Here is a 22,735-nt window from a genome sequence, read left to right on the forward strand (position 1 = left end):
GGCCCATGCGTCGGTGTCGGCCCTCGACACACCGCAGGGATCAGCCGCGCGCCTCGACCGCGGTCTTGATCTTGCCGAGTGTTTCGTTCATGCCACGCACCAGCGCCTCCTCGAACGGGGCCTCGCCACCGAGCGCCGCGTTGATCGCCCTGCGGGACAACCAGGTGGTGCCGTTGGGCACGTCCCGGCGTTCGATCAGCCTGGTTCCGGTCTCCGTCGGCTCCAGGGTGTAGCTCCACACGGTACGGTTCTCGTTGACCCGGAAGGCGAATGCCCGGTTCGGCTCATACCGCACGATGCGGGCGGTGGTGGGCCAGTACTTCTTACCGTCGCGATTGAGGTTGACCGTCCAGGTGCCCGCTTTGGGCGGGCCGAGCACCACCATCCGCACACACTGCGGGCTGAACTCCGGCATCCGCTTCAGGTCGGCGATCACCGCCCACACCTGCTCGGGGGGCGCGGAGATGTCGATGGCGGCTTCGAGGTTGTTCGGCAACGCTGCCTCCCGGATACGAGCGACGTACCGACGGCCATCCGTCGGATGCGCGTGTGGACGATTCACGCACATTTTAGATGGGAAGACAGTTGCGTCACATTTCCGCCACTTGGGCGGCAGCCACTGTAATGCGCGGCGCAGAATAACGGATAGATGAAGCATCAGAAACTGCCTCCAACTTTTCGGCGTCCCAACGTGAGGTGATCGGCCGTGAAACTGCGCGAACTGCTGCATCGTCGCCCGGCGGACCAGGTTCCGCTGCTACCCGCAATCGAGCCCGAGAACGGGCTCAGATCCCCTGACGCGTCGATGTCACCGCGCAGCGCACGCGCGGCCGCCCAGGAAGAACGCCTGGAGCGACTGCTCACTCCAACCGAACTCGAGCTCGTCCTGCACCACCGCCTCTGAGCTCTGGGCGAACGCCCACGACAGGCGCCACCCGGAGGCTCCATACTCGTCAGGTGACTTCACCCGCTGCTACGAAACCGGCCATCCTGAGCGTCGATGACGATCCGGGAGTTTCCCGGGCGGTGGTGCGCGATTTGCGTCGCCGCTACGGCGCCGATTACCGGATTCTGCGCGCGGAATCGGGTGCCCAGGCACTCGACGCGCTTCGAGAGATGAAACTGCGCGGCCAGCCGGTCGCGGTATTGATCGCCGACTACCGGATGCCGGGTATGGACGGCATCGAATTCTTGGAGCAGGCAATGGACCTGCACCCGTACGCGCGCCGCGTGCTGCTGACCGCCTACGCCGACACCAATGCCGCGATCGACGCGATCAACGTCGTCGATCTGGACCACTACCTGCTCAAGCCTTGGGACCCACCGGAGGAAAAGCTCTACCCGGTGCTGGACAGTCTGCTGGACGCGTGGCGCAGCAGCGAGCACCGGCCGGTGACCGAGACCAAGGTGGTCGGCACTCGCTGGTCGCCGCGCTCGTCGCAGGTGCGCGAATTCCTGGCCCGCAACCAGCTGCCCTATCGGTGGTACGCGGCCGACGAGCCGGAGGGCGCGCGTCTGCTGGAGGCGGCGGGGGCCGAGCCGGAGCGCTGTCCGGTGGTGATCACGTCGGCGGGTACGGCGCTGGTGCAGCCATCCGACAGCGAGCTGGCCGAGCACGTCGGCCTCACGGTGAATCCCGCGGGCGAGTTCTACGACCTGATCGTGGTCGGCGGCGGTCCCGCCGGTTTGGGCGCGGCGGTGTACGGCGCGTCCGAGGGCCTGCGCACCGTCCTGGTGGAGCGGACCGCGACCGGCGGACAGGCCGGGCAGAGCTCGCGCATCGAGAACTACCTCGGCTTCCCCGATGGCTTGTCCGGCGCGCAGCTGGCCGACCGGGCGCGGCGGCAGGCCGCGAAGTTCGGCGCCGAGGTGATCACCACCCGCGAGGTGGTCGGGCTGGAGGTGCACGGGTCCGCGCGCACCGTGCGGTTCGCCGACGGCGGCAGCCTGTGCGCGCACACCGTGATCATCGCGACCGGCGTCGACTACCGCCGCCACCCGGCGCCGGGCGTCGACGACTTCACCGGGCGCGGGGTGTACTACGGCTCGGCCATGACCGAGGCCTCCGAGTGCGCCGATCACGACGTCTACATCGTGGGCGGTGCGAACTCGGCGGGGCAGGCCGCGGTGTTCCTGTCCCGCAACGCCCGCACCGTGCACCTGGTGGTCCGGGCGGATTCGCTGGAGCGGTCCATGTCGCACTACCTGATCCAGCAGATCGCGCAGATCACGAATATCGAGGTGCACACCTGCACCGAGGTGGTCGCCGCCGACGGCGACGAGCGGCTGCGGCAGATCGTCCTGCGCGACAACCGGACCGGCGCCGAGGAGAAGGCCGACGCGGAGCGGCTGTTCCTGTTCATCGGCGCCGCGCCGCAGACCGACTGGCTCGACGGCGTGGTCAAACGCGACGAAGCGGGTTACGTGCTCGCGGGGCCGGACCTGCTCGTCGAGGGCGCGCGTCCCGCGGGCTGGGAACTGCCCCGCCCGCCGCACCATCTGGAGACCAGCGTGCCCGGCGTGTTCGTGGCGGGCGACGTGCACGCCGAGTCGGCCAAGCGCGTCGCCTCCGCGGTCGGCGAGGGCGCGATGGCCGTCATGCTCGTGCACCGCTATCTCGCGTGATCAGGAGGCTGGCAATGACATCGGAACAGACCGCGGAACGCCGCAGCAGGCTGGTGTGCGATCCCGCCGAGCTGCGCGCCTTGTTCCTGTTCGAGAAGCTGACCGACGAGCAGCTGGACTGGCTGTGCGCCGACGGCCGGATCGAGACCATCGAACCGGGGGTGGTCTTCCGCGAAGGCGCACCGGCCACCTGCTTCTACGTGTTGATGGACGGCGAGGTGGTGCTCACCAAGCAGTCCGGCGGCGCGGAGATCGAGCTGGTCCGCACCGAGCATCACGGCGCCTACGCGGGCGCCTGGATGGCCTATATCGGCGACAAGGTCGAGCAGAAGTACAACGGCTCGATGTACGTGACCAGGCCGTCCCGGTTCTTCGTGCTGGACGCGAACGTTTTCGCCCGGATGATGCACGAGTGGTTCCCGATGGCGGTGCACCTGCTGGAGGGTGTGTTCTTCGGCAACCGCAACACCAACGCGCGCATCGGCGAACGTGAGCGGCTGCTCGCGCTCGGGTCGCTGTCGGCGGGCCTCACCCATGAGCTGAACAACCCGGCGGCCGCCGCGGTGCGCGCCACCTCCGGCCTGCGCGAGCGGGTCGCGGGCATGCGGCACAAGCTCGCGATGATGGCGGACGGCAAGTTCGATCCGGAGTCCCTCGGCGCTCTGGTGCGGCTGCAAGAAGAGGCGGCCGCCCAAGTCGCGAAGGCTCCCGAACTCACACCGATGGAAGCCGCCGACCGCGAGGACGCGCTCGGTGAATGGCTGGATGACCATGGGATCAGCGACGGCTGGAACTTGGCGCCGAACTTCGTCCAAGCCGGTTTCGACGCGGACTGGCTGGAGCGCGTGGCGGCCACCTTGGAAGGCGCGCCGGAGAAGGTGTTCCAGGGCGCCATCCGCTGGCTGAACTACACCATCGAGACCGAGCTGATGATGAACGAGATCGCCGACTCGACGACGCGCATCTCCGCGCTGGTCGACGCGGCCAAGCAGTACTCGCAGATGGACCGGGCGCCGTTCCAGGTGGTCGACATCCACGAACTGCTGGACAGCACGCTGGTGATGCTCAGTCGCAAGATCGGCGACGGGGTGCGCGTGGTGAAGGAATACGACCGGACCCTCCCGCCCGTGCCCTGCTACGCCGCCGAACTGAACCAGGTGTGGACCAACCTGATCGACAACGCGGTGTACGCGATGGACGGCGACGGCACGTTGACCCTCCGCACCAGGCGGGAAAACGAATGCGCGGTCGTGGAGATCGGCGATACGGGTCCCGGCATCCCGCCGGAGGCTCGCAACCGGATCTTCGAGCCGTTCTTCACTACCAAGCCGATGGGCGAGGGCACCGGACTCGGGCTGGACATCTCGTTCCGGATCGTGGTGAACAAGCACAACGGCGATATCCGGGTGGACTCGGAGCCGGGCGAGACCACGTTCACCGTTTGGCTGCCGCTGCACCGTCCCGAACAGAATCAGATCGACACCGAATCGAACGCGGAAGGGCAGTCATGACCGAGCAGGTCGAGGGCATCGATCCCGCGGTACCGCCCAGCGGGCCGGGTTGCGTGGAATGCGAGCGGAACTCGGGGTGGTGGGTTCATCTGCGCCGCTGCGCCCAGTGCGGGCACGTCGGCTGCTGCGATACCTCCCCCGCGCAGCACGCCACCGCGCACGCCAAGGACACCGGCCACCCGTTCATCCAGAGCTTCGAGCCGGGCGAGGACTGGTACTACAACTTCGAGACCGGGGAGATGTATGCGGGTGGGCCGGAATTGGCCCCGCCGCGCAGCCACCCGGCGGATCAAGGCGTGCCCGGCCCGCGCGAGCGGGTTCCGGCGGACTGGCAGGCACACATCCACTGACCCGCCCGAACCGGTACGCTGCACCGAATGTGCCGGAGGCTCCGGCACGACGATTTACCCGGGAAAGCACGGTATGAAGCGAACTTCCGCCATCGTCCTAGCCGTTGGGACGGTGGGTTTCTTGCTGGCAGGCTGCGGCGGAGCGGACGAGTCCACCGACGCGAACGGACTCCGCAAGGACGCGTCGGCCACCAGCACCAGCACACCCGCGCGCACCTCGACCGCTCCCATCACGGCGCCGAACGCCGGCACGGGTACGGACACGGGCACGGACGCGCCGGTCACCACGATGAAGGAGGGCACCTCCTCGCTCGGGCCCGCGTCCAGCACCACCTGCGGTGAGTTCAAGAAGCTGGATACCGACGGCGAGAAAGCGCTGATCGAGCAGATTCTGGCGGAGAACCCCGGCGGTCCGTTCGAGGGCAGCCCGAACGTCGCGCTCGGCACTGCCAAGCTGGTCTGCCTGTCGCCGAGCGTGGCGGACACCTCGGTGGCGGTCGCCGCCGGAATCGTCAAGAAGTAGCACGACGCGGCCGCTGCCGAGCCACGACATAGTGACCGACGGCGGGGATACGCGGGAGAATGGCACAGTGGCAGAACTGGCACTCACCGCCCGGCTGAATCCCTCCGCCGCCGATGCCCGGCGCGGGGTGGTCCGGTTGCATCCGGAGGCGCTCACCGCCCTCGGACTGCGGGAATGGGACGGGATCATGCTGGTGGGGACACGGCGTACGGCGGCGGTGGTCGGTATCGCCCGCTCGGGCACACCCGCCGGAGTCGCCCTGCTCGACGACGTCACGCTCTCCAACGCCGGCCTGCGCGAGAACGCGACGGTGGTGGTCTCGCCCGCGACGGTCTACGGCGCGAAACAGATCTCGGTGAGCGGTTCCGTCCACGCCACCCGCACGATTCCGGCCGCGACCCTGCGGCAGGCGCTGCTGGGCAAGGTGGTCACGGTGGGCGACGCGGTCTCGCTGCTGCCGCGCGACCTCGGTCCCGACATCAGCTCCACGGCGGCCACTCAGGCACTCTCGCGCACCTTCGGCATCGCGTGGACCACCGAATTGCTCACCGTCACCGCCACCGATCCGCGCGGCCCGGTGAGCGTGCAGCCGAACACCGCGGTGGTCTGGGGTGCGGGAGCCGTCGCCGCGCGCACCGCCGCCGATCTGGCCTCGGCCGGAACGCCCATCCCGGTCGGTGAGGCCTCGCGCGGCGCCACCGAGGCCGCCGCGTTCTCTACCGCGGCGGGCACGAATGGCGCCGCGGCGGGACGGACCGCGGCGACCAGGGATCTCGCACCGCGAATCTCTATCGAGGATCTGCCCGGCATGCGCGGCCAAGCCGCGAAACTGGGCGAATGGCTCAGCCTCGCGCTGGACGAGCCCGAACTGCTGCGCACGCTCGGCGCGAAACCGCATCTCGGCGTGCTGATCACCGGACCGGCGGGCGTGGGCAAAGCGACACTGGCGCGCGCGGTCACGGCGCGGCGGCGCGTCGTGGAACTGGACGGCCCCACCATCGGCGCGGCCGAGAGCGGCGCACGGCTCCGCGAAGTCGCCCAGGCGGTGGCCGACATCGGCTCCGGCCAAGGCGGTGTCCTGCTCATCAGCGATGTCGACGCCTTGCTGCCCGCGGATCCCGAACCGGTCGCCACGCTCATCCTCGACCAGCTGCGCGCGGCGGTCGCCGAACCGGGCGTCGCACTCCTGGCGACCACGGCACATCCGGCCGGGATCGACCAGCGGCTGCGGGCCCCTGACCTGTGCGACCGCGAACTCGCCCTGCCCCTGCCTACCGCCGCCGTGCGCAAGGCGCTGCTGGAGCAACTGCTCCGCCGAGTGCCGACGGAGGACCTGAAACTCGACGAGATCGCCGCGCGCACGCCGGGATTCGTGGTGTCCGATCTGGCGGCGCTGTGCCGAGAGGCGGCGCTGCGGGCAGCGTGGCGGGCGAGAGAGCAGGGTGAGCCGCAGCTGACCCAGTCGGACCTGCTCGGCGCACTCGAGGTGATCCGGCCGCTGTCCCGGTCCGGCATGGACGAGCTCGCGATCGGCAGCCTGAGTCTCGACGATGTGGGCGACATGGCGGAGACCAAGCAGGCGTTGACCGAGGCCGTGCTGTGGCCCCTGCGGCATCCGGACTCCTTCGCCCGGCTCGGCATCGACCCGCCACGCGGCGTGCTGCTCTACGGCCCGCCCGGCTGCGGCAAGACCTTTCTGGTGCGCGCGCTGGCCGGTACCGGGCAACTCAGTGTGCACGCGGTCAAGGGCGCCGAATTGCTGGACCGGTGGGTCGGCTCGTCCGAGCGCGCGGTGCGCGAATTGTTCCAGCGTGCCCGCGATTCCGCGCCGTCGCTGATCTTCCTGGACGAAGTCGACGCGCTCGCCGCCCGCCGCGGGCAGACCGGCGACGCGGGCGTCGGCGACCGGGTGGTCGCGGCGCTGCTCACCGAGCTCGACGGCGTGGAGCCATTGCGCGACGTGGTGGTGCTCGGCGCGACCAACCGGCCGGAGCTGATCGACCCGGCGCTGCTGCGACCGGGCAGGCTGGAACGACTGGTCTTCGTGCCGCCGCCGGACGCGGCGGCGCGGCGGGAGATCCTGCGCACCGCGGGCCGAGCGGTGCCCTTGGCCGACGACGTCGACCTCGGCGCGCTGGCCCACCAATTGGACGGATATTCCGCCGCCGATTGCGCCGCGCTGCTGCGCGAGGCCGCGCTCACGGCGATGCGCCGGGATATGGAAGCCGCAGACGTGACCGCGGCCGACGTCGCGGCCGCCACCGCGGTGGTGCGCCCCTCACTCGACCCGCTGCAGATCGATGCGCTGCGCCGCTACGCGCGCGATCGCGGACATGCCGCGGCCAGCGAGGGCCGCTACCTCTGACCGCGCCGAATCCAGCACACTTTCGGTAAACAACATTTTTGAGCATCTTTCGCACTCGAGACATTTCTGAGCAAATTGCCAGCAATTACAGGATCGCGAGTGCACCGCGGGTAAGTTCGACAACCGTGCGCAGGATCGGCGAGGTGGTCGACGCGACGACGGCGTTCATGGGCGCCGTGGTCGCGGGCGTCACGCTGTTCCTGCCGGTCAGCGTCACCACGCAGCAGCAGACGACGCCGTATCGGATCGCCGGTCTGCTCAACAGCGTGCCGCGCAGCGCGGCGCTGGCGGTGATCGTCGCCGTCACGGTGGCCGTGTTGGTCAGCACGACCGCCCGTCCGCTCACCGGGTGGGCGACGGCGACGGCAGGCGCGCTTGGCCAGCTGATCAACCACTTCGCCGGGCGCCAGGTGTCCACGGCCGAGATGCTGACCACGCAGAACTACATCGACTCGGTGTTCGGAGCCGTGCTGCTGGGCGGGCTGGGCGCCGTGGTGCTGCGCCGGCGGCTACCCGCCGCGGCGTTCGCGGTGGGCGCCGTCGGGTTCTTCGCCTTCGGCGATCTCGCGGAATTGCTGGATATCGACGCGGATCCGTACGCGGTGCTGGAGACCCCGCCGCGCTGGATGATCGGCGTGGCGCTGGCCTTGCTGGTGATCAGCACCTTGCGCAACTGGTCGGACACCGAGGAGCCGAAGACGCCGCGCATGGCGATCGCGCTGCCGGTGACACCGATCCTCGCCGCCATGGTGCTCGCGCTGGTGGTCCTGGCCGGCACCGAATGGCTGGGCCGTCAGTACAGCAAGCTGCCGGCCGAGAGCCACGCGGTCGAGATCGGGATCGTGGTGGCCGCGACGATCGTCAGCGCGACGGCCGCCGCCATGCTGCTGCCCGGCCGGGACGGCACCGGCGTGTACCTGGCCGTGAGCCTCACCGCGGCGGTCGACGCGGTGGGTTACGCGGTCCGGCCGGGCTGGAGTGCGGTGCTGCTGATCCCACTCGCGGCGGCCGGTGTCGCGCTCGGCACCCGGCTGGCCTCGGCCGCCATCGCCATTCTGCTGGTCGCAGGCATCGCGATCTTCGCGATGGTCGCCTCGACGACCGCGAACCCGGTCGGCTTCGCCGCGATCAGTGCCGTCATCGCGCTGACCGCGGGCTATTGCTGCGGCACGGCACGTCCGCACTACGCGCCGAGCGGCGTTCTCGCGATCTCCGCGCTCTATCTGCCTTCGGCGGTCTCGGTGATGCCCGACAAACTCGAGGACTGGCACGTCGACGTGCCCGTGCACGACCCGACGCCGGGCCGCGCCGCGCTCGCCATCGCTATAGGCAGTGCGATCGGACTCGCCGTGCTCCGGAAATTCCGGCCCCGCAGCCAGCCACGCCCGAAAGGGCAACCCGAGAGCGAATCGTTAGCGGATATATAGCCTCGACCCGAAGGTATAGCCGACGCCATATTCGCCCGCTCCGCGAAAAAACCAGGCTTTACGTAGGATTGTCCCGGACACCCCGCCGCCCCTACTCGACGGAGTGAAGTTTGCTCGCAATCCTGCTCGCGCATGCTGCCGCCGCCTTGGTGGCGCCGCTGTGGGTGCGGGCACTGGGACGCAACGCTTTCTACCTGCTGGCGTTGGTCCCGCTCGGCTGCCTGGCTTGGGTGATCACGAATTGGTCTGAGCCCCAGCGTGTTCGGCTGACCTGGGCGCCGAGCATCGCGATGAACATCGACTTGCGTTTCGACACGCTCGCGGCCGTTCTGTCCGCGCTCGTGCTGGGCATCGGCGCGCTGATCCTGGTCTACTGCGCCAGATACTTCGAGGACGACGAACCGCGGCTCGGCGTGTTCGCCGCCGAGCTGATCGCCTTCGCCGGCGCGATGTTCGGGCTGGTGACCAGTGACAACATGCTGCTGCTCTACGTGTTCTGGGAAGCGACGACAGTCCTGTCGTTCTTGCTGATCGGTCACAACGCCGAGCAGGCCGCCACCCGCAGGGCCGCGATCCAGGCGCTGCTGGTCACCGGCGCGGGCGGGCTGGCGATGCTGGTCGGCATCGTCGTGCTGGCCGAAGCGAACGACAGCTACTTACTGTCGGATCTGCTTGCCACGGGGAGTCCGCCGAGCGGTACGGCCGCGAGTGTCGCGGTGGCGCTGCTGCTGATCGGCGCGCTCACCAAATCCGCGGTGGTACCCCTGCATTTCTGGTTGCCCGGCGCGATGGCCGCGCCGACGCCGGTGAGCGCGTACCTGCACGCGGCGGCGATGGTGAAGGCCGGTGTGTACCTGGTCGCCCGGCTGGCGCCGGTGTTCGCGCAGAACCCGGTGTGGCATCCGCTGGTGCTCGCCCTCGGTCTGGCGTCCATGCTGCTGGCGGGCCTGCGGTCGCTCCAGGTGGTGGATCTGAAGCTGGTGCTGGCCTTCGGCACGGTGAGCCAGCTGGGGTTCTTGATCGTGCTGGCCGGCATCGGCACGCCGGACGCCGCGCTGGCCGCGATGACCATGCTGATCGCGCACGCGCTGTTCAAGGCGTGTCTGTTCCTGGTGGCCGGGATCATCGATCACGGGGCGGGCACGCGTGATCTGCGCAAGCTGTCGGGGCTGGGCCGCCGGGCTCCGGTGCTGTGCGGCACCGCGATCCTGGCCGCGCTGAGTATGGCCGGAATCCCGCCTCTGCTCGGCTTCGTCGGCAAAGAGAGCGCATTGGGCGCCGTTCTGGACGCGGATACGCTCACAGTGTCGGCGCGCGCCGCGGTCCTCGTGGGTGTGGTGCTCGGGTCGATGTTGACGGTCGCCTACAGCTTCCGGTTCGTCTGGGGCAGTTTCGCGGACAAGCACGTCGCGCTACAACCCGCCCCCGGCGCCACGCCGGTCACCCACCATCCCAGCGAAGTGCCGGTCGAGCAGGCCCAGCCGGAAGCCGCGGATCGCGGCGTCCGCTGGCATCCTCCGGGCGCGCTGTTCCTGGCACCGCCCGCCCTCCTCGCGGTAGCGAGCCTGGTAGCCGGTCTCGCGCCGTCCTGGCTGGACGCGCGGGTGCGTCCGTACGCCGAAACGCTTGCCGGACCGGCGCCTTCGCATCTGGCGCTGTGGCACGGCATCAACGTCGTGCTGGTATTGACGGTCCTGATCGTCGCCGCCGGCATCCTGCTGTACCGGCTGCGCGACCGCTTCCCCGAATCGCCGCACCCGCGGCTCGGCAATGCCGACCGCGCCTACGACGCCACGCTGCGCGCGATGGACACGCTGTCGCTGCGGATGACCGGCGCGGTGCAGCGCGGCTCGCTGCCGCTGAGCCAGGCGGCGATCCTGGTCACGCTGGTCATCCTGCCGAGTGTGCTGCTCGCCCTCGGCACCCGCACGGGAGTCACGCTGCGCCTGTGGGATTCGCCGCTGCAACTGGTCATCGGCGTGATCATGGCGGTGACCGCGCTGGCCGCGACGGTGCAGCGCAATCGTTTGGCGAGCGTGCTGGTCGTCGGTGTGACCGGCTACGGCTGCGGCGTGATCTTCGCCCTGCACGGCGCGCCCGACCTGGCGTTGACCCAATTTCTCGTGGAGACGCTGACCCTGGTGATCTTCGTCCTGGTGCTGCGCGCATTTCCGGCGACGATCGAGGCGAGCAGGACAACCGCGCTCGAGACGCGCAGGGCGATCCTGTCCGTGCTGGTCGGCGCGGTGGTCGCGGTGCTCGCCGGTTTCGCCGTCGCGGCGCGCACCGCCGAACCCATCTGGCATCGGATCCCCGACGCCGCGTACGCACTCGGCGGCGGCGAGAACGCGGTCAACGTGCTGCTCGTCGACCTGCGCGCCTGGGATACCCTCGGCGAGATCTCCGTGCTCGTGGTCGCGGCGACCGGTGTGGCCTCGCTGGTGTTCCGCAGCAGGCGTTTCGGCAGCGCGCCGCGTGCGGCGGACTCCCCCGACTACGACCCCGATCTGGTGAGCTGGCTGCCCGCGGGCCGATTGGTCGCCCGAGCCGAACGGTCGATGGTCCTGCAGATCACCACTCGTCTGGTGTTTCCCACAATCATGGTGCTGTCGGTCTACTTCTTCTTCTCCGGGCACAACGCACCCGGCGGCGGATTCGCGGGCGGGCTCACCGCGGGGCTCGCGCTGACCCTGCGGTATCTCGCGGGCGGCCGCTACGAGCTGGGCGAGGCGCTGCCGATCGACGCGGGCCACATCCTCGGCGCGGGCCTCACCTTGGCGGCGGGCACCGCGGTCTCCTCGCTGCTGCTCGGCGCGCCGCCGCTGTCCTCGGCGATCATCGAGCTGACCCTGCCGGTGCTCGGTCACGTCAAGGTGGTCACCGCGCTGCTGTTCGATCTCGGTGTGTACCTCATCGTGGTCGGCCTGGTCCTCGACGTGCTGCGCAGCCTCGGCGCGCGCCTCGACAGCGAACTGGCCGACGCCGAGACCACTTCGGAGAACGGGGGTTCCGGCCGATGACGGCGAATCTGACGCTATTGGTCCTGATCGGCATCCTGGTCGCGTGCGGTGTGTACCTGATCTTGGAACGCGCCGTGTCGAAGATGCTGCTCGGGTTGATCCTGTTCGGCAACGCGGTGAACCTGCTGATCCTCACCGCGGGCGGCGGCGACGGCAAACCGCCCATCCGCGGCGAGACCGAGACCGCGACCGAGGACATGGCCGACCCCTTGGCCCAGGCCATGGTGCTCACCGCGATCGTGATCACCATGGGCATCGCGGCATTCGTACTCGCCCTTGCCTACCGCGCTTACATGCTGACCACCACCGACGACGTGGCCAACGACCAGGAAGACGTGGACGTCGCCCGGCGGCGCGCGAGAGAGGACCCGGAAAGGTGACCCTCGCTCCGGGCCTGCTGCCGATCCTCGCTCCGCTGCCGGTGCTCGTTCCGCTGCTCGGCGCCGCGGCCACGCTCGTCTTCGGCCGCAGGCCCCGCGTGCAGAGCGCGGTCAGCTTCGCGGCGCTGGCCGGCGTCGTGGTGATCTGCGGACTGTTGCTGTTCCTGGTCGACCGGGACGGCACCACCGCGCTGCAGGTCGGCAACTGGCCGGTGCCGATCGGCATCACGCTGGTGGTGGACCGGCTGTCGGCCGCGATGCTGCTCGTCTCGTCCATCGTCTTGCTGTCGGTCTGGCTCTACGGCGCGGGCCAGAACATCCGCGACGGCGACGAACGGCAACCCACCTCCATCTACCGGCCCACCTATCTCGTCCTGACGGCCGGTGTTTCGGCCGCGTTCCTCGCCGGTGACCTGTTCAACCTGTTCGTCGGATTCGAGATCCTGCTCGCCGCCTCGTTCGTGCTGCTCACCGTCGGCGCGACCACCGAGCGCATCCGCGCGGGCGTGGCCTACGTGATGGTCTCGATGGTCTCCTCGCTGATCTTCCTGACCGGCATCGGGCTGACCTACGCGGCCACCGGAACCCTGAACCTGGCCCAGCTCGCGGTCCGGTTCGGCGCGGTGCCCGAGGGCACCCGCACCGCGATCTACGCGGTGCTGTTGGTGGCGTTCGGCGTCAAGGCGGCGGTCTTCCCGCTGTCGAACTGGCTGCCCGACTCTTATCCCACCGCCCCCGCACCGGTGACCGCCGTGTTCGCCGGCCTGCTCACCAAGGTCGGTGTGTACTCGATCATCCGGACGCACTCGCTGCTGTTCCCGGAGGGCGGCTTCGACTCGGTGCTGCTGGTGTGCGGTCTGCTCACCATGCTCGTCGGCATCCTCGGCGCCATCGCGCAGAGCGACATCCGCCGGTTGCTGTCGTTCACACTGGTCAGCCACATCGGATACATGGTGTTCGGGGTGGGGGTGGCAAATACGGCCGGGCTGTCGGGCGCGGTGTTCTATGTGGCGCACCACATCCTGGTACAGACCTCGCTGTTCCTGGTAGCCGGACTGATCGAGCGGCAAGCCGGATCGACCTCGCTGCGCAGGCTGGGCGGGCTAGCCGCCGCCAGCCCCCTGCTCGCGGTTCTTTTCCTCGTGCCAGCGCTGAATCTCGGCGGCATTCCCCCCTTCTCGGGGTTCATCGGCAAGGTCGCGCTCTTGCAGGCGGGCGCCGAACGAGGCAGCGTACTGGCCTGGGTACTGGTCGGCGGAGCCGTGCTCACCAGCCTGCTCACCCTCTACGCCGTCGCGCGGGTGTGGAGCAAAGCGTTCTGGCGTCCGCGTGAAGACGCGCCCGAAGGGCATCTCACCGCGGCGCGACCACCCACGCTGATCGAGGAATCGACCGTCGTGCACTACGACGAGCGCATCGATCCCGGCCGGATGCCGGTGCTGATGGTGCTGTCCACGGCGGCGCTGGTCACGGTCGGCCTCTGTCTGACGGTGCTGGCCGGGCCGATCCTCGCCATCGCCGACCGAGCCGCGGTCGACCTGCGTGATCCCGGCGTGTACATCGGTGCGGTGCTGGGTGGTTCGCCCGACGACCCGGGAGCGTTGCGATGAGCGACGAGCAGACGACGCGCGGCACGTGGCGCGACACGGTGGTGCGGATCGCCATTCTGATCTGGCTCAGCCTCGTCTGGATCGCGCTGTGGGGCGATCTCAGCGTGGCAAACCTGCTGGGTGGGCTGGTGGTCGCCGCACTGATCATGGTGGCGCTGCCACTGCCGCGCGTGCCGGTGGCCGGACGGCTGCGCCTGCTTCCGCTGTTCGAATTGCTAGTGGTCAGTGCGTTTTACGCGCTGGAGTCGAGTCTCCAGGTCGCCTGGTTCGCGATCCGCCCGGTACCGACGCCGGTGTCCGGAGTGCTGCGGGTGTACTCCGGCACCCGGTCGGATCTGGTGCTCGGGTTGTGGGCCGACCTGCTCAACCTGATTCCCGGCACCATGGTGCTGGAGATCGACCGCAGGCGCTGTGTGGTCTATGTCCACGTCCTCGACGTCGGCAGCGACGCCGCCGTGGACAAGTTCTATCGGACCACCCGGCGGCTGGAACGCCTGCTCATCGAAGGGTTGGAGCGGCCCACCGGATGGCCGTTCGCCCGACCGACCTCGCCACCGGAGGTGACCCCGTGACCGTCGTCGCCATTCTCGCCGCCGTCTTGCTGACGGCCGCCGCCCTGCTGACCACCTATCGCGTCGTGGTGGGCCCGAGCACGCTGGACCGAGTCGTCGGCGTCGACTCGCTGATGGCCATCGCCGCCTCCGGGCTGGCCGTCTGGGCGGCCTACAGCGTCGACACCACGCCGATACCGGCGATCGTCGCGCTGGCGCTGGTCGGGTTCCTCGGCTCGGCCGCGGTGTCCCGGTTCCGGGTGCGGGACGACACATGAACCTCTGGCACGTGCTCGCGGGCTTCCTGATCCTGTTCGGCTCGACACTCGCGCTGACCGCCGCGATCGGACTCGTGCGCTTCCCGGACACCCTGACCCGGATGCATGCCGCGACCAAACCCCAGGTGATCGGGCTGATCCTGGTGCTCGCGGGCGCCGCGATCCAGTTGCGCGGGCACGGCGACGTCTGGGCGCTGGCGCTGGTCGGGCTGTTCACGCTGCTCACCGCACCGGTGATCGCCCACCTCATCGGCCGCACCGCCTACCGCGAGCAGCGCCACCGCGACGGGCTGCTGCGCGTCAACGAGATGCTCGACGACGACATCGACTAGACGTCGAAGGACTGCGTAGCCGGATAACCCCTGCTCAGAGCGCGGCGTGCTCGACCTCCCGCCGCGCCTGCTGCGGTTCCCGCACGCTCGCGAACCACGTCGCGTGGAACGCCGCGGCCAGTCCGGCCAGCAGTCCGAGCACGACGGTGCCTGCGAGCACCGGGTAGTCGGCCATCGGCACGGCCAGATACCGGTAGGACAGCAGCAACGCGGCCAGCACCGCCACACCGCCGGCGACGAGCCGGATCCGGAACCATCCCCAGCCGCGTTCCGGCTCGCGCAGCGCGGATTCGACCGTGAGGCACAGCACCGCACCCGCCACCAGGTCGACGCCGTAGTGGTAGCCGAAGCCCAAGGTGGCCGCCAGGGTGGCCAGCAGCCAGAACGCACCGCCCCAGCGCAGCCAGCCCGGCGCGGGCGCGCCGTCGAGGTCGCGGCGGGTGTGCAGGAAGACCGACAGCGCCCAAGCCGTATGCATGGACGGCATGCAGTTGCGCGGTATCGCCGCGTCGAACGGCAGCGGCATCGGATTCCGGTCGATCGGCGGCACGACACCCGGCCAGTAGTTGCCCAGCTGCAATCCGTCGCCGTCCGGCCCGTACGCGAACATCGGCCCCACGACCGGGAACAGCACGTACACCAGCGGGCCGACCAGCCCCAGCATGAGGAATGTGCGCACCAGGTAGTGCGATGGCCAACGGCCCGACGACACCACCCGGCGCAGCTGCCACACGGCCACGACGATCGCCGCCACCGGCAGCTCGATGTAGACCCAGTGCAGCACCGCGTAGACCACCGGCCCGAGCGCGTCGATCGCGCGACCGAGCACCCAGGATGGATCGCCCAGCGCGTGGTCGGCCAGGATCACGTACTCGTCCAGCACTGTCGGCCTGCCGATGACAGTGATGTGCAGCCACACGTCGCCGACTTTGGTGGCCAGGATGAGCAGCGCGCCGAGCGCGGCCGCATGCAGTGCGTCGCGCCGCTCGGCGCCGGTCCAGCGCAGCCAGGCCAGCAGCGCCAACGCGGTGAGCACGATGACCGGGCCGTTGCCGATCGCGAACGGGTCCCCGGCCAGCAACCGGGCGCCGGCCCACACCACATCGATGGCCACCGCGACACCGACCGCGACCATCCTGCGCCGCACCGAAACACCCACCAGCGCAAGGATCAAGCCCGCCCACGGAACCGACATGGACTTGGGCGTGCCGACATAATCCCGCCACAAGCTGTCCAGCGGCCCTTCGAAACCCTGTCGAATGGCGATGACCTGCAACGCGATCAGCAAGACGGGCACCGCGGCCACCGCGGCCACGACCCAGGCCCGGGGCCGCGGCTCGCGACTGCGCACTACCGCGTTACCTACTCTGACACCCGGGTCTTCGACAAGCACGACAACCATAGTAAACAGGGGGTGAACGGCATCCCCCTGGGCAGCTGAACAGCAACCGACTCACCCGCGGCGCTTCGCTACTGGTTCAGCTCCTTGACCAGCGCGTCCACCACCGCGACCAAATCGCCCTGTGACGCCGCGGCAACCCGGCGCTGCCGCTGATACGAGGCGCCCCGCTTCGGGATCTCGGCGACCAGCGCGAGCTCGTCCGCGCAGCCGATCCGCGCCGCCGTCGGCTCCAGCCGGTTCAGCAGCTCGTCGAGGTCGTCGGTGACCAACCGCTCATTGCTGTCGGCGTCGGTGATGATGATCGCGTCCAGCCCGTACCGGGCGGCCCGCCACTTGTTCTCCTGCACATGCCACGGCGGAAGGGTGGGCATGGTCTCGCCCTCCACGACGCGCCGGTCCAGGTCGACGATCAGACAGTGGATGAGCGCGGCCATCGCGGCAAGTTCGGCGCGCGTGGAGATCCCGTCGCACACCCGCACCTCGATCGTGCCCCACTTCGGCGCCGGGCGGATATCCCAGTGCATGCCGCCGAGCTGCGTGAACACACCGGTCTTGAGCTGGTCGTGCACGAAATGCTCGAATTGCGTCCAGTTTTCGAACTGGAACGGCAGGCCCGCGGTCGGTAACTGCTGGAACATCAGCGTCCGGTTGCTGGCGTAGCCGGTGTCCGAACCGGACCACATCGGCGAGGACGCGGACAGCGCGAGCAGATGCGGGTAGGACAGCAGAAGCGAGTTCAGGATCGGAAAGACCTTGTCGCGGTGGGACACTCCGACGTGCACGTGCACGCCCCAGATCATCATCTGGCGGCCCCACCACTGGGTGCGCTCGATCAGCTCGTCGTAGTGCTCCGAGCGGGTCAGCTGCTGCGCCGACCACTGAGCGAAAGGATGGGTACCCGCGCAGAACAGGTCGACGCCGAGCGGGTCGGCCGCGCGCCGCACGGTGTTCATGGTGCCGGAGAGGTCTTCCACCGCCGCGCCAACGGTGTCGTGCACGCCCGTGACGATCTCCACGGTGTTGCGCAGCAGTTCCTTGGTCACCTGCGGCGTGCCGTCGTGGGCGCGCAGGTCACCGACCGAGTCGAAGACCGCCGCCGCGGTATTCGACAGGTCGCGGGTCACCTTGTCGACCAAGGCGATCTCCCATTCGACCCCGATGGTGGGCCGGGGCGAGCCACCGAAGGGAACGTGTTCGATTCCTGCCCCGGCCATAGGACACCGTTCTACTGGATGACGCCACAGGCGACACGACCACCCGCGTCGCCGGTCGCCAGCGTCGTCTCGTCGGGGCCCGCGACGCCGTCGGCGCGGACATAGCGGTTGGGGATGTTGCCGAAGTTGTCGGCGTCGGCGTGGATGATCAGGGCCTTCCCCTTGATCTCGTCCAACGTGACCGAGTCGGTGGTGGTGACCAGCTTCGCGGCGCCGTCCGAGCGCACCTCGAGCGAGGTCAGGTCACCGCTGGCCGGGTGCGCGTTGGCGCTACCGACCTGCAGATGGCCGCCCGCCGAGAGGAAGTCGCCCGCCGGTCCGCCGGTCGGGGCGACCGAGTTCGCCTCGCACTTGCCCACCGAGTGCACGTGCAGGCCGTGGAAGCCGGGACGCAGGCCGTGCGCCTCCACGGTGACCTGGAGATGATCGCCGTCCTTGGCGAAGTTCGCGGTGCCGACCGAGGCGCCCGACGAGTCCTTCAGCTCCACGTTCACCCCGGGGTCGGTGTGCGGGGTGCCGTGCTCGGTGGCCTGCTCGCCCGCCGGAGCCGGGGAACCGGTCCACACCGGCGGCGTGGTGCCCTTGACGTCACTCGACTCCTGGCTGTTCGTGCAGGCGGCGAGGCCGAAGACCGCGACCGCGAGCAGCGGGGTCGCAGTCCGCCAGGACGGGCGTCGAGTAGTGGACGGGGCCATCGGGGAACTCCTTTACGAGTACCGAGTTTACGAGTAAAGCTGGGTGGACACGTTCGTTACCGGACAGAATGATGCCACGCCCGCCGTTTCGCGCCCCCGCCCGGGCCGCCCGACTTCTTACTCCGTCCGACGCACGCGAACGGCGGTTACACCCGTCAGTTACCCGTGACGATCACAGTTACACCGGGCGCCGAATCCCCGATCGCGCTCGACTTCGGTGCGACGGCCGCGTCGAGCTCGTCCGCGATGGCCTGTGCCGCTTCCTTGTCACCGGGCGAACTTCCGTAATAAACGGTGGTTTTCGGGATATTGGTCCCTGGATAGTTCCCGGTTTCCGCGATCGTCCACCCGTTCGACGACAGCTGGTTCGCCGTCTTGGCCGCGAGCCCGGCCACCATGCTGTTGTTCAGCACGCGTACCGGCACCGAACGGGCCGCCGTGCTGCTGGCCGCCGCCGCGGACGTGCTGGTCGACGCGGCGGTCGAGGCCGGTGCCCTGGGCGCCGTGGTGCCCGCCGGGACCTGAGGCGCCGCGGTGGCGGTGGTGGTCTCCGGCTGACTCGGGCCCGAGGCGTCGGTGTCGGCGTCGGAACTGGACAGCGACATCGCGCCGAGACCTGCGAAGACGATGGCCAACGCGATCAGCACCATCGCCAGGGCGCGCAACGGTGGCCCACCGGAGGTGGGATTCGGGTAGCTCACCCTCGCGAGCCTAGCCGCACGGGGTGGGTCGAGGCCCGCATCGCCGGGTCAGACCTGGAAACCGAGTCGCCGCGCCGCCCGCGCCTTCTGTCTGCTCGCGCGCAGCCTGCGCAGCCGCTTCACCAGCATCGGATCCGCCGCCAGCGCCTCGTGCCGGTCGACAAGGGCATTGAGCACCTGGTAGTAGCGGGTCGGCGACATGCCGAACAGCTCGCGGATCGCTTCTTCCTTGGCTCCCGCGTACTTCCACCACTGCCGCTCGAAGGCGAGGATGTCGAGTTCGCGCCGACTCAGACCGCTGCCGTCGCCCTGCTCGGCATGCGCCGATTCCGCCGTGACCTCGCCGCTCGCGGAAGGGCCGTCCTGGATCTCGGAAAGATTCCGTGCCGCTGCGCCGTCCATCTCGCTCCCTCGCCGAGTAACCACCAGACGAAAATGGTGCTTGTACGTCGCGGATCATTCAACCACGCGCGCCGTGAAACACCCGGGCCGCGGCGCGGCGTGTTCGCTACCTGCCGGTAGCCGGCGCGTCGCGGTTGCGGCACCCGAGGCGTTGTGACGAGGAACCCACGGCAATAATTGGCGCATGGCAATCCTCCCGATCGTGATCGTCGGCGACCCGGTTCTGCACAATCCGACCGAGCGGGTCACCCAATCGCCGGAGGAATTGGCTCCACTCATCGCGGACATGTACGACACGCTGGACGCGGCGCACGGCGTCGGACTCGCGGCCAACCAGGTCGGTGTCGGGCTGCGCCTGTTCGTCTACGACTGCCCGGATCTGGGCGCGGACGGCACCGCGACCCGCCGCCGCGGAGCGGTGATCAACCCGGTGCTGGAGACCTCGGAGATCCCGGAGACCATGCCCGACCCGGACGACGACGAAGAAGGCTGTCTGTCGGTGCCCGGCGAGCAGTTCCCCACCGGCCGCGCCGAATGGGCCAAGGTGACCGGCACCGACGAGCACGGCAACCCCGTCGAGGTGGAGGGCAAGGGATTCTTCGCCCGCATGCTCCAGCACGAGGTCGGCCATCTGGACGGCTTTCTCTATGTGGACGTGCTGATCGGCCGCAACGCACGGGCGGCGAAGAAGGCGATCAAGCGAAACGGTTGGGGCACACCGGGTTTGCGCTGGCTGCCCGGTACCGACCCCGACCCGTTCGGGCATGACGACTGACCCCGGCGCCGGTCTGCCCGATATCCCGCTCGGCCGCCGCGTGGTGCTGCGCTATCAGCTGCCCGCGGGCTATCCGCAACCGCTCACCGATGTGATCGGCGAGCTCGTCTCGCTGGACCCGCCGACCGTGCGTGGCGCCGACGGCCAAGTCGTGTCGGTGGCGCCGGACCGGGTGGTCGCGTTGAAAGCCATCGGCCCGCGGCCTATTCGCACCAAGGAGATCCGCGCACTGGAGGCAGCCGCCGCCTACGCGTGGCCCGGCGTCGAGCACGCCTGGATCGACGGTTGGCTGGCGCGCGCGGGCCACGGCTACACCGGCCGCGCGAATTCCGCGGTGCCACTGGGCAGTTCCGCGGGACCGGCGGTCGTGTCCGCGGAGACGCTGCACCGGATCGGCGAGTGGTACACCGAGCGCGGCTTGCCGCTGCAACTCGCGCTACCCGATCGGCTCGCGCCGGTGCCGCCCGGCTGGCACAGCTGGCGGGAGACGCTCATGCTGGCCATCGATATCGACAATTTCGTTCTGCCGCAGGGCCCCCCGATGGTGCGCATCGCGCCGGAACCGAAGGACGACTGGCTGGCGATGCACCGCTACAGCGGTGAAGACCCTGCCGGGCAAGAGCTTTCGGCTCCCATGCCGGTTCCCGAGGTGCTGACCGCGGTACACGACGGCGAACTCGGCTTCGCCTCGCTCGGCCTGCCGCGTCCCCTCGCGATCGGCCGCGGCGCGCTCACCACCGCGCCGGACGGTCGGCGCTGGGTCGGCCTCACCTGCGTGGCGGTCGCCGCCGCCCACCGCAGGCACGGGCTCGGCACGCTGGTCTGCGCCGAACTGCTGCGCTGGGGCAGCGACCGCGGCGCGACGCACGCCTACCTCCAGGTGGAGGCCGCGAACGAGGCCGCTCGCGCGATGTACCGCGAACTGGGCTTCGTCGAACATCACGCCTACCGATACGCGGCGCCCGCGCCTCTCGCCGAACCCGGCGGCCTGCGGTAGAACAGACCTGTCACCACTCGTGAAGGAAGGCTTCGTGCGTCTCGCCACCTGGAACGTCAACTCGATCCGCTCCCGGCTCGATCGTGTCGCGGACTGGCTGGATCGCCAGGACATCGACGTGCTGGCCATCCAGGAGACCAAGTGCCGGGACGATCAGTTCCCCTACGAGCGCTTCGACGAGCTCGGCTACGAGGTGGCCCATCTGGGCATCAATCAGTGGAACGGGGTGGCGATCGTCTCCCGGGTCGGCCTCACCGACGTCGAGCTCGCCTTCCCGGACCAGCCGGGTTTCGACAAGGACGCGGGCGAATCCCTGATCAGTGCGCCGGTGGTCGAGTCCCGCGCTATCGGCGCCACCTGCGGCGGCGTGCGGGTCTGGAGCCTGTACGTGCCGAACGGGCGCACACCGCACGATCCGCACTACGCCTACAAGCTGGAATGGCTTGCCGCGCTGCGCGACAACGGCGCGCGCTGGCTGGCCGAGGACCCGCAGGCCAAGATCGCGCTGATGGGCGACTGGAACATCGCGCCGACCGACGACGATGTGTGGTCCGTGGAGTACTTCGCCGACAAGACGCACACCTCGCAACCGGAACGCGACGCCTTCCACGCCGTCGTCGACGCCGGGTACGCGGACGTCATGCGCCCGTTCGCGCCCGGCCCCGGCGTCTACACCTACTGGGACTACACCCAGCTGCGTTTCCCGCGTAAAGAGGGGATGCGCATCGATTTCATCCTCGCGTCCCCGGCGCTGGCCGCCACCGTGACCGACGCGATGGTCGACCGGGAGGCGCGAAAGGGCAAGGGCGCCAGCGATCACGCTCCGGTGATCGCCGAATTCACCGACCCCCCGCAGCACGCGTGACCCGGCCGTCGCAACCGCCCTTCCCGCGCCGGACCAGCGGGAATCGGGCGACCGGAACTCCCAGGTCGAGCGGCATGGGCGGCGATCCGGCCGCCAGGCAGCGGCAGCGGGCGCAGCATCTCGGCCCGCAGCGGCGCCGCCCGCAGGTGCTCGACACCGCGCTCGCCATCGCCGTGGAGAACGGCATCGCCGCGATCACCATGGCCGCCATCGCCGAGCGCATGAACGTGACCAGGCCGGTGGTGTACGCCTGCTTCGCCGATCGCGTCGAGCTGATCGAGGCGCTGATCCAGCGGGAGGAGGGCTACCTGGTCAGCGGCGTGCTCGAGGTGGTGACGCCGTACGACGTGGACGCCGACGAGACCGTCTTCGTCGGGGGCTTCCGCAGACTGTTGACGAAAGCCGCGGAGCGACCCGACGCGTGGCGGCTGGTATACGGCAATCCTGATCCCGCCGTGGCCAATTCATTCGGTCGCGGCCGCGCGCTCGTCGTGGAGCGCTGCGCCAAGTTGTTGCGCCCGACCCTGCGCGCCTGGGGTACCGAGGACGCCGAGCGCAAGCTGCCAGTGCTGGTGGAGCAGTGGGTGTCCGCCGGGGAAGCGGCGGTGCGCGCGCTGCTCGCGGACCAGGACGGATGGACGCCGGAGGATCTCGGTGCGTTCGTCGGCGCCGCGGTCTACCGGGCGCTGCGGAACGCCTGAACAGCTGACAT

The 22,735-nt window shown here is 69.5% G+C and carries 23 protein-coding genes; 17 read left to right on the forward strand and 6 right to left on the reverse strand.

The genetic code is table 11. The features are described 5' to 3' along the window. Positions 1-40: 40 nt before the first annotated feature. Positions 41-496 carry an SRPBCC family protein gene (locus ACWPXK_RS12730; protein ID WP_454196249.1) on the reverse strand — a complete coding sequence of 152 codons (456 nt, stop codon included), beginning with the start codon at positions 494-496 and terminating at the stop codon, positions 41-43. 210 nt (positions 497-706) lie between these two features. Between ACWPXK_RS12730 and ACWPXK_RS12735 the strand changes: the two genes are divergently transcribed. From ACWPXK_RS12735 to mnhG, 13 genes are all read left to right on the forward strand, one after another. Beyond that, entirely contained in the window at positions 707-904 is a 198-nt protein-coding gene (locus ACWPXK_RS12735) for a hypothetical protein (protein ID WP_454196250.1), read from the forward strand. Positions 905-957: 53 nt separating this feature from the next. Continuing rightward, complete coding sequence (locus tag ACWPXK_RS12740) at positions 958-2,625, forward strand: FAD-dependent oxidoreductase (RefSeq protein WP_454196251.1); 1,668 nt, start codon at positions 958-960, stop codon at positions 2,623-2,625. Between the two features lie 14 nt (positions 2,626-2,639). Next, entirely contained in the window at positions 2,640-4,136 is a 1,497-nt protein-coding gene (locus tag ACWPXK_RS12745; protein ID WP_454196252.1) for an ATP-binding protein, read from the forward strand. After that, positions 4,133-4,486: a UBP-type zinc finger domain-containing protein gene (locus tag ACWPXK_RS12750; protein ID WP_454196253.1), complete on the forward strand. Its 354-nt coding sequence runs from the start codon at positions 4,133-4,135 to the stop codon at positions 4,484-4,486. The genes ACWPXK_RS12745 and ACWPXK_RS12750 overlap by 4 nt, the downstream gene beginning before the upstream one ends. A gap of 73 nt (positions 4,487-4,559) precedes the next feature. Next, entirely contained in the window at positions 4,560-5,009 is a 450-nt protein-coding gene (locus tag ACWPXK_RS12755; RefSeq protein ID WP_454196254.1) for a hypothetical protein, read from the forward strand. 67 nt (positions 5,010-5,076) lie between these two features. Further along, a complete protein-coding gene (locus tag ACWPXK_RS12760; RefSeq protein WP_454196255.1) occupies positions 5,077-7,374 on the forward strand; it encodes an AAA family ATPase in 2,298 nt (765 codons plus the stop codon). Between the two features lie 125 nt (positions 7,375-7,499). Then, positions 7,500-8,801, forward strand: a complete 1,302-nt coding sequence (locus ACWPXK_RS12765) for a hypothetical protein (protein ID WP_454196256.1) — start codon at positions 7,500-7,502, stop codon at positions 8,799-8,801. A 110-nt stretch (positions 8,802-8,911) separates the two neighbouring features. After that, the gene (locus tag ACWPXK_RS12770; RefSeq protein WP_454196257.1) at positions 8,912-11,821 is read left to right on the forward strand and encodes a Na+/H+ antiporter subunit A; all 2,910 of its coding nucleotides are present in this window, start codon (positions 8,912-8,914) and stop codon (positions 11,819-11,821) included. After that, a complete protein-coding gene (locus ACWPXK_RS12775; protein WP_454196258.1) occupies positions 11,818-12,201 on the forward strand; it encodes a Na(+)/H(+) antiporter subunit C in 384 nt (127 codons plus the stop codon). The genes ACWPXK_RS12770 and ACWPXK_RS12775 overlap by 4 nt, the downstream gene beginning before the upstream one ends. Further along, positions 12,198-13,811: a Na+/H+ antiporter subunit D gene (locus tag ACWPXK_RS12780; RefSeq protein ID WP_454196259.1), complete on the forward strand. Its 1,614-nt coding sequence runs from the start codon at positions 12,198-12,200 to the stop codon at positions 13,809-13,811. The genes ACWPXK_RS12775 and ACWPXK_RS12780 overlap by 4 nt, the downstream gene beginning before the upstream one ends. After that, positions 13,808-14,383 carry a Na+/H+ antiporter subunit E gene (locus tag ACWPXK_RS12785; protein WP_454196260.1) on the forward strand — a complete coding sequence of 192 codons (576 nt, stop codon included), beginning with the start codon at positions 13,808-13,810 and terminating at the stop codon, positions 14,381-14,383. Before ACWPXK_RS12780 ends, ACWPXK_RS12785 begins: the two co-directional genes overlap by 4 nt. Next, entirely contained in the window at positions 14,380-14,640 is a 261-nt protein-coding gene (locus tag ACWPXK_RS12790; protein ID WP_364321511.1) for a monovalent cation/H+ antiporter complex subunit F, read from the forward strand. Before ACWPXK_RS12785 ends, ACWPXK_RS12790 begins: the two co-directional genes overlap by 4 nt. Further along, on the forward strand, positions 14,637-14,972 hold the full coding sequence (gene mnhG / locus ACWPXK_RS12795) for a monovalent cation/H(+) antiporter subunit G (RefSeq protein ID WP_454196261.1): 336 nt from the start codon (positions 14,637-14,639) through the stop codon (positions 14,970-14,972). Before ACWPXK_RS12790 ends, mnhG begins: the two co-directional genes overlap by 4 nt. A gap of 34 nt (positions 14,973-15,006) precedes the next feature. Here the strand turns inward: mnhG and ACWPXK_RS12800 are convergent, their stop codons facing one another. The 5 genes from ACWPXK_RS12800 to ACWPXK_RS12820 all read right to left on the reverse strand — a co-directional run bounded on the left by ACWPXK_RS12800 (position 15,007) and on the right by ACWPXK_RS12820 (position 19,386). Continuing rightward, complete coding sequence (locus ACWPXK_RS12800; RefSeq protein ID WP_454196262.1) at positions 15,007-16,374, reverse strand: DUF5933 domain-containing protein; 1,368 nt, start codon at positions 16,372-16,374, stop codon at positions 15,007-15,009. A 68-nt stretch (positions 16,375-16,442) separates the two neighbouring features. Then, on the reverse strand, positions 16,443-17,588 hold the full coding sequence (locus ACWPXK_RS12805) for a glutamate--cysteine ligase (RefSeq protein ID WP_454196263.1): 1,146 nt from the start codon (positions 17,586-17,588) through the stop codon (positions 16,443-16,445). 11 nt (positions 17,589-17,599) lie between these two features. Further along, complete coding sequence (gene sodC / locus ACWPXK_RS12810; protein ID WP_454196264.1) at positions 17,600-18,283, reverse strand: superoxide dismutase[Cu-Zn]; 684 nt, start codon at positions 18,281-18,283, stop codon at positions 17,600-17,602. Between the two features lie 155 nt (positions 18,284-18,438). Continuing rightward, the gene (locus ACWPXK_RS12815; protein WP_454196265.1) at positions 18,439-18,984 is read right to left on the reverse strand and encodes a LytR C-terminal domain-containing protein; all 546 of its coding nucleotides are present in this window, start codon (positions 18,982-18,984) and stop codon (positions 18,439-18,441) included. 48 nt (positions 18,985-19,032) lie between these two features. Then, positions 19,033-19,386 carry a DUF3263 domain-containing protein gene (locus tag ACWPXK_RS12820; protein WP_454196266.1) on the reverse strand — a complete coding sequence of 118 codons (354 nt, stop codon included), beginning with the start codon at positions 19,384-19,386 and terminating at the stop codon, positions 19,033-19,035. Between the two features lie 184 nt (positions 19,387-19,570). Between ACWPXK_RS12820 and ACWPXK_RS12825 the strand changes: the two genes are divergently transcribed. From ACWPXK_RS12825 to ACWPXK_RS12840, 4 genes are all read left to right on the forward strand, one after another. Next, complete coding sequence (locus ACWPXK_RS12825) at positions 19,571-20,161, forward strand: peptide deformylase (RefSeq protein WP_454196267.1); 591 nt, start codon at positions 19,571-19,573, stop codon at positions 20,159-20,161. Beyond that, positions 20,151-21,158 carry an N-acetylglutamate synthase, CG3035 family gene (locus ACWPXK_RS12830; protein ID WP_454196268.1) on the forward strand — a complete coding sequence of 336 codons (1,008 nt, stop codon included), beginning with the start codon at positions 20,151-20,153 and terminating at the stop codon, positions 21,156-21,158. Before ACWPXK_RS12825 ends, ACWPXK_RS12830 begins: the two co-directional genes overlap by 11 nt. A 34-nt stretch (positions 21,159-21,192) precedes the next feature. Then, complete coding sequence (locus ACWPXK_RS12835) at positions 21,193-22,023, forward strand: exodeoxyribonuclease III (protein WP_454196269.1); 831 nt, start codon at positions 21,193-21,195, stop codon at positions 22,021-22,023. A 74-nt stretch (positions 22,024-22,097) separates the two neighbouring features. After that, positions 22,098-22,724 (forward strand): TetR/AcrR family transcriptional regulator, encoded by a 627-nt coding sequence (locus ACWPXK_RS12840; RefSeq protein WP_454196270.1) that lies wholly within the window; start codon positions 22,098-22,100, stop codon positions 22,722-22,724. Positions 22,725-22,735 lie beyond the last annotated feature (11 nt).

The organism is Nocardia sp. Marseille-Q1738, from assembly GCF_965283145.1.

Coding starts and splice junctions, on each gene's coding strand:
- ACWPXK_RS12750 (WP_454196253.1), top strand. CDS start 4,133: ATGACCGAGCAGGTCGAGGGCATCGATCCCGCGGTACCGCCCAGCGGG.
- ACWPXK_RS12775 (WP_454196258.1), top strand. CDS start 11,818: ATGACGGCGAATCTGACGCTATTGGTCCTGATCGGCATCCTGGTCGCG.
- ACWPXK_RS12800 (WP_454196262.1), bottom strand. CDS start 16,374: ATGGTTGTCGTGCTTGTCGAAGACCCGGGTGTCAGAGTAGGTAACGCG.
- ACWPXK_RS12825 (WP_454196267.1), top strand. CDS start 19,571: ATGGCAATCCTCCCGATCGTGATCGTCGGCGACCCGGTTCTGCACAAT.
- mnhG (WP_454196261.1), top strand. CDS start 14,637: ATGAACCTCTGGCACGTGCTCGCGGGCTTCCTGATCCTGTTCGGCTCG.
- ACWPXK_RS12840 (WP_454196270.1), top strand. CDS start 22,098: ATGGGCGGCGATCCGGCCGCCAGGCAGCGGCAGCGGGCGCAGCATCTC.
- ACWPXK_RS12745 (WP_454196252.1), top strand. CDS start 2,640: ATGACATCGGAACAGACCGCGGAACGCCGCAGCAGGCTGGTGTGCGAT.
- ACWPXK_RS12805 (WP_454196263.1), bottom strand. CDS start 17,588: ATGGCCGGGGCAGGAATCGAACACGTTCCCTTCGGTGGCTCGCCCCGG.
- ACWPXK_RS12755 (WP_454196254.1), top strand. CDS start 4,560: ATGAAGCGAACTTCCGCCATCGTCCTAGCCGTTGGGACGGTGGGTTTC.
- ACWPXK_RS12820 (WP_454196266.1), bottom strand. CDS start 19,386: ATGGACGGCGCAGCGGCACGGAATCTTTCCGAGATCCAGGACGGCCCT.
- sodC (WP_454196264.1), bottom strand. CDS start 18,283: ATGGCCCCGTCCACTACTCGACGCCCGTCCTGGCGGACTGCGACCCCG.
- ACWPXK_RS12785 (WP_454196260.1), top strand. CDS start 13,808: ATGAGCGACGAGCAGACGACGCGCGGCACGTGGCGCGACACGGTGGTG.
- ACWPXK_RS12830 (WP_454196268.1), top strand. CDS start 20,151: ATGACGACTGACCCCGGCGCCGGTCTGCCCGATATCCCGCTCGGCCGC.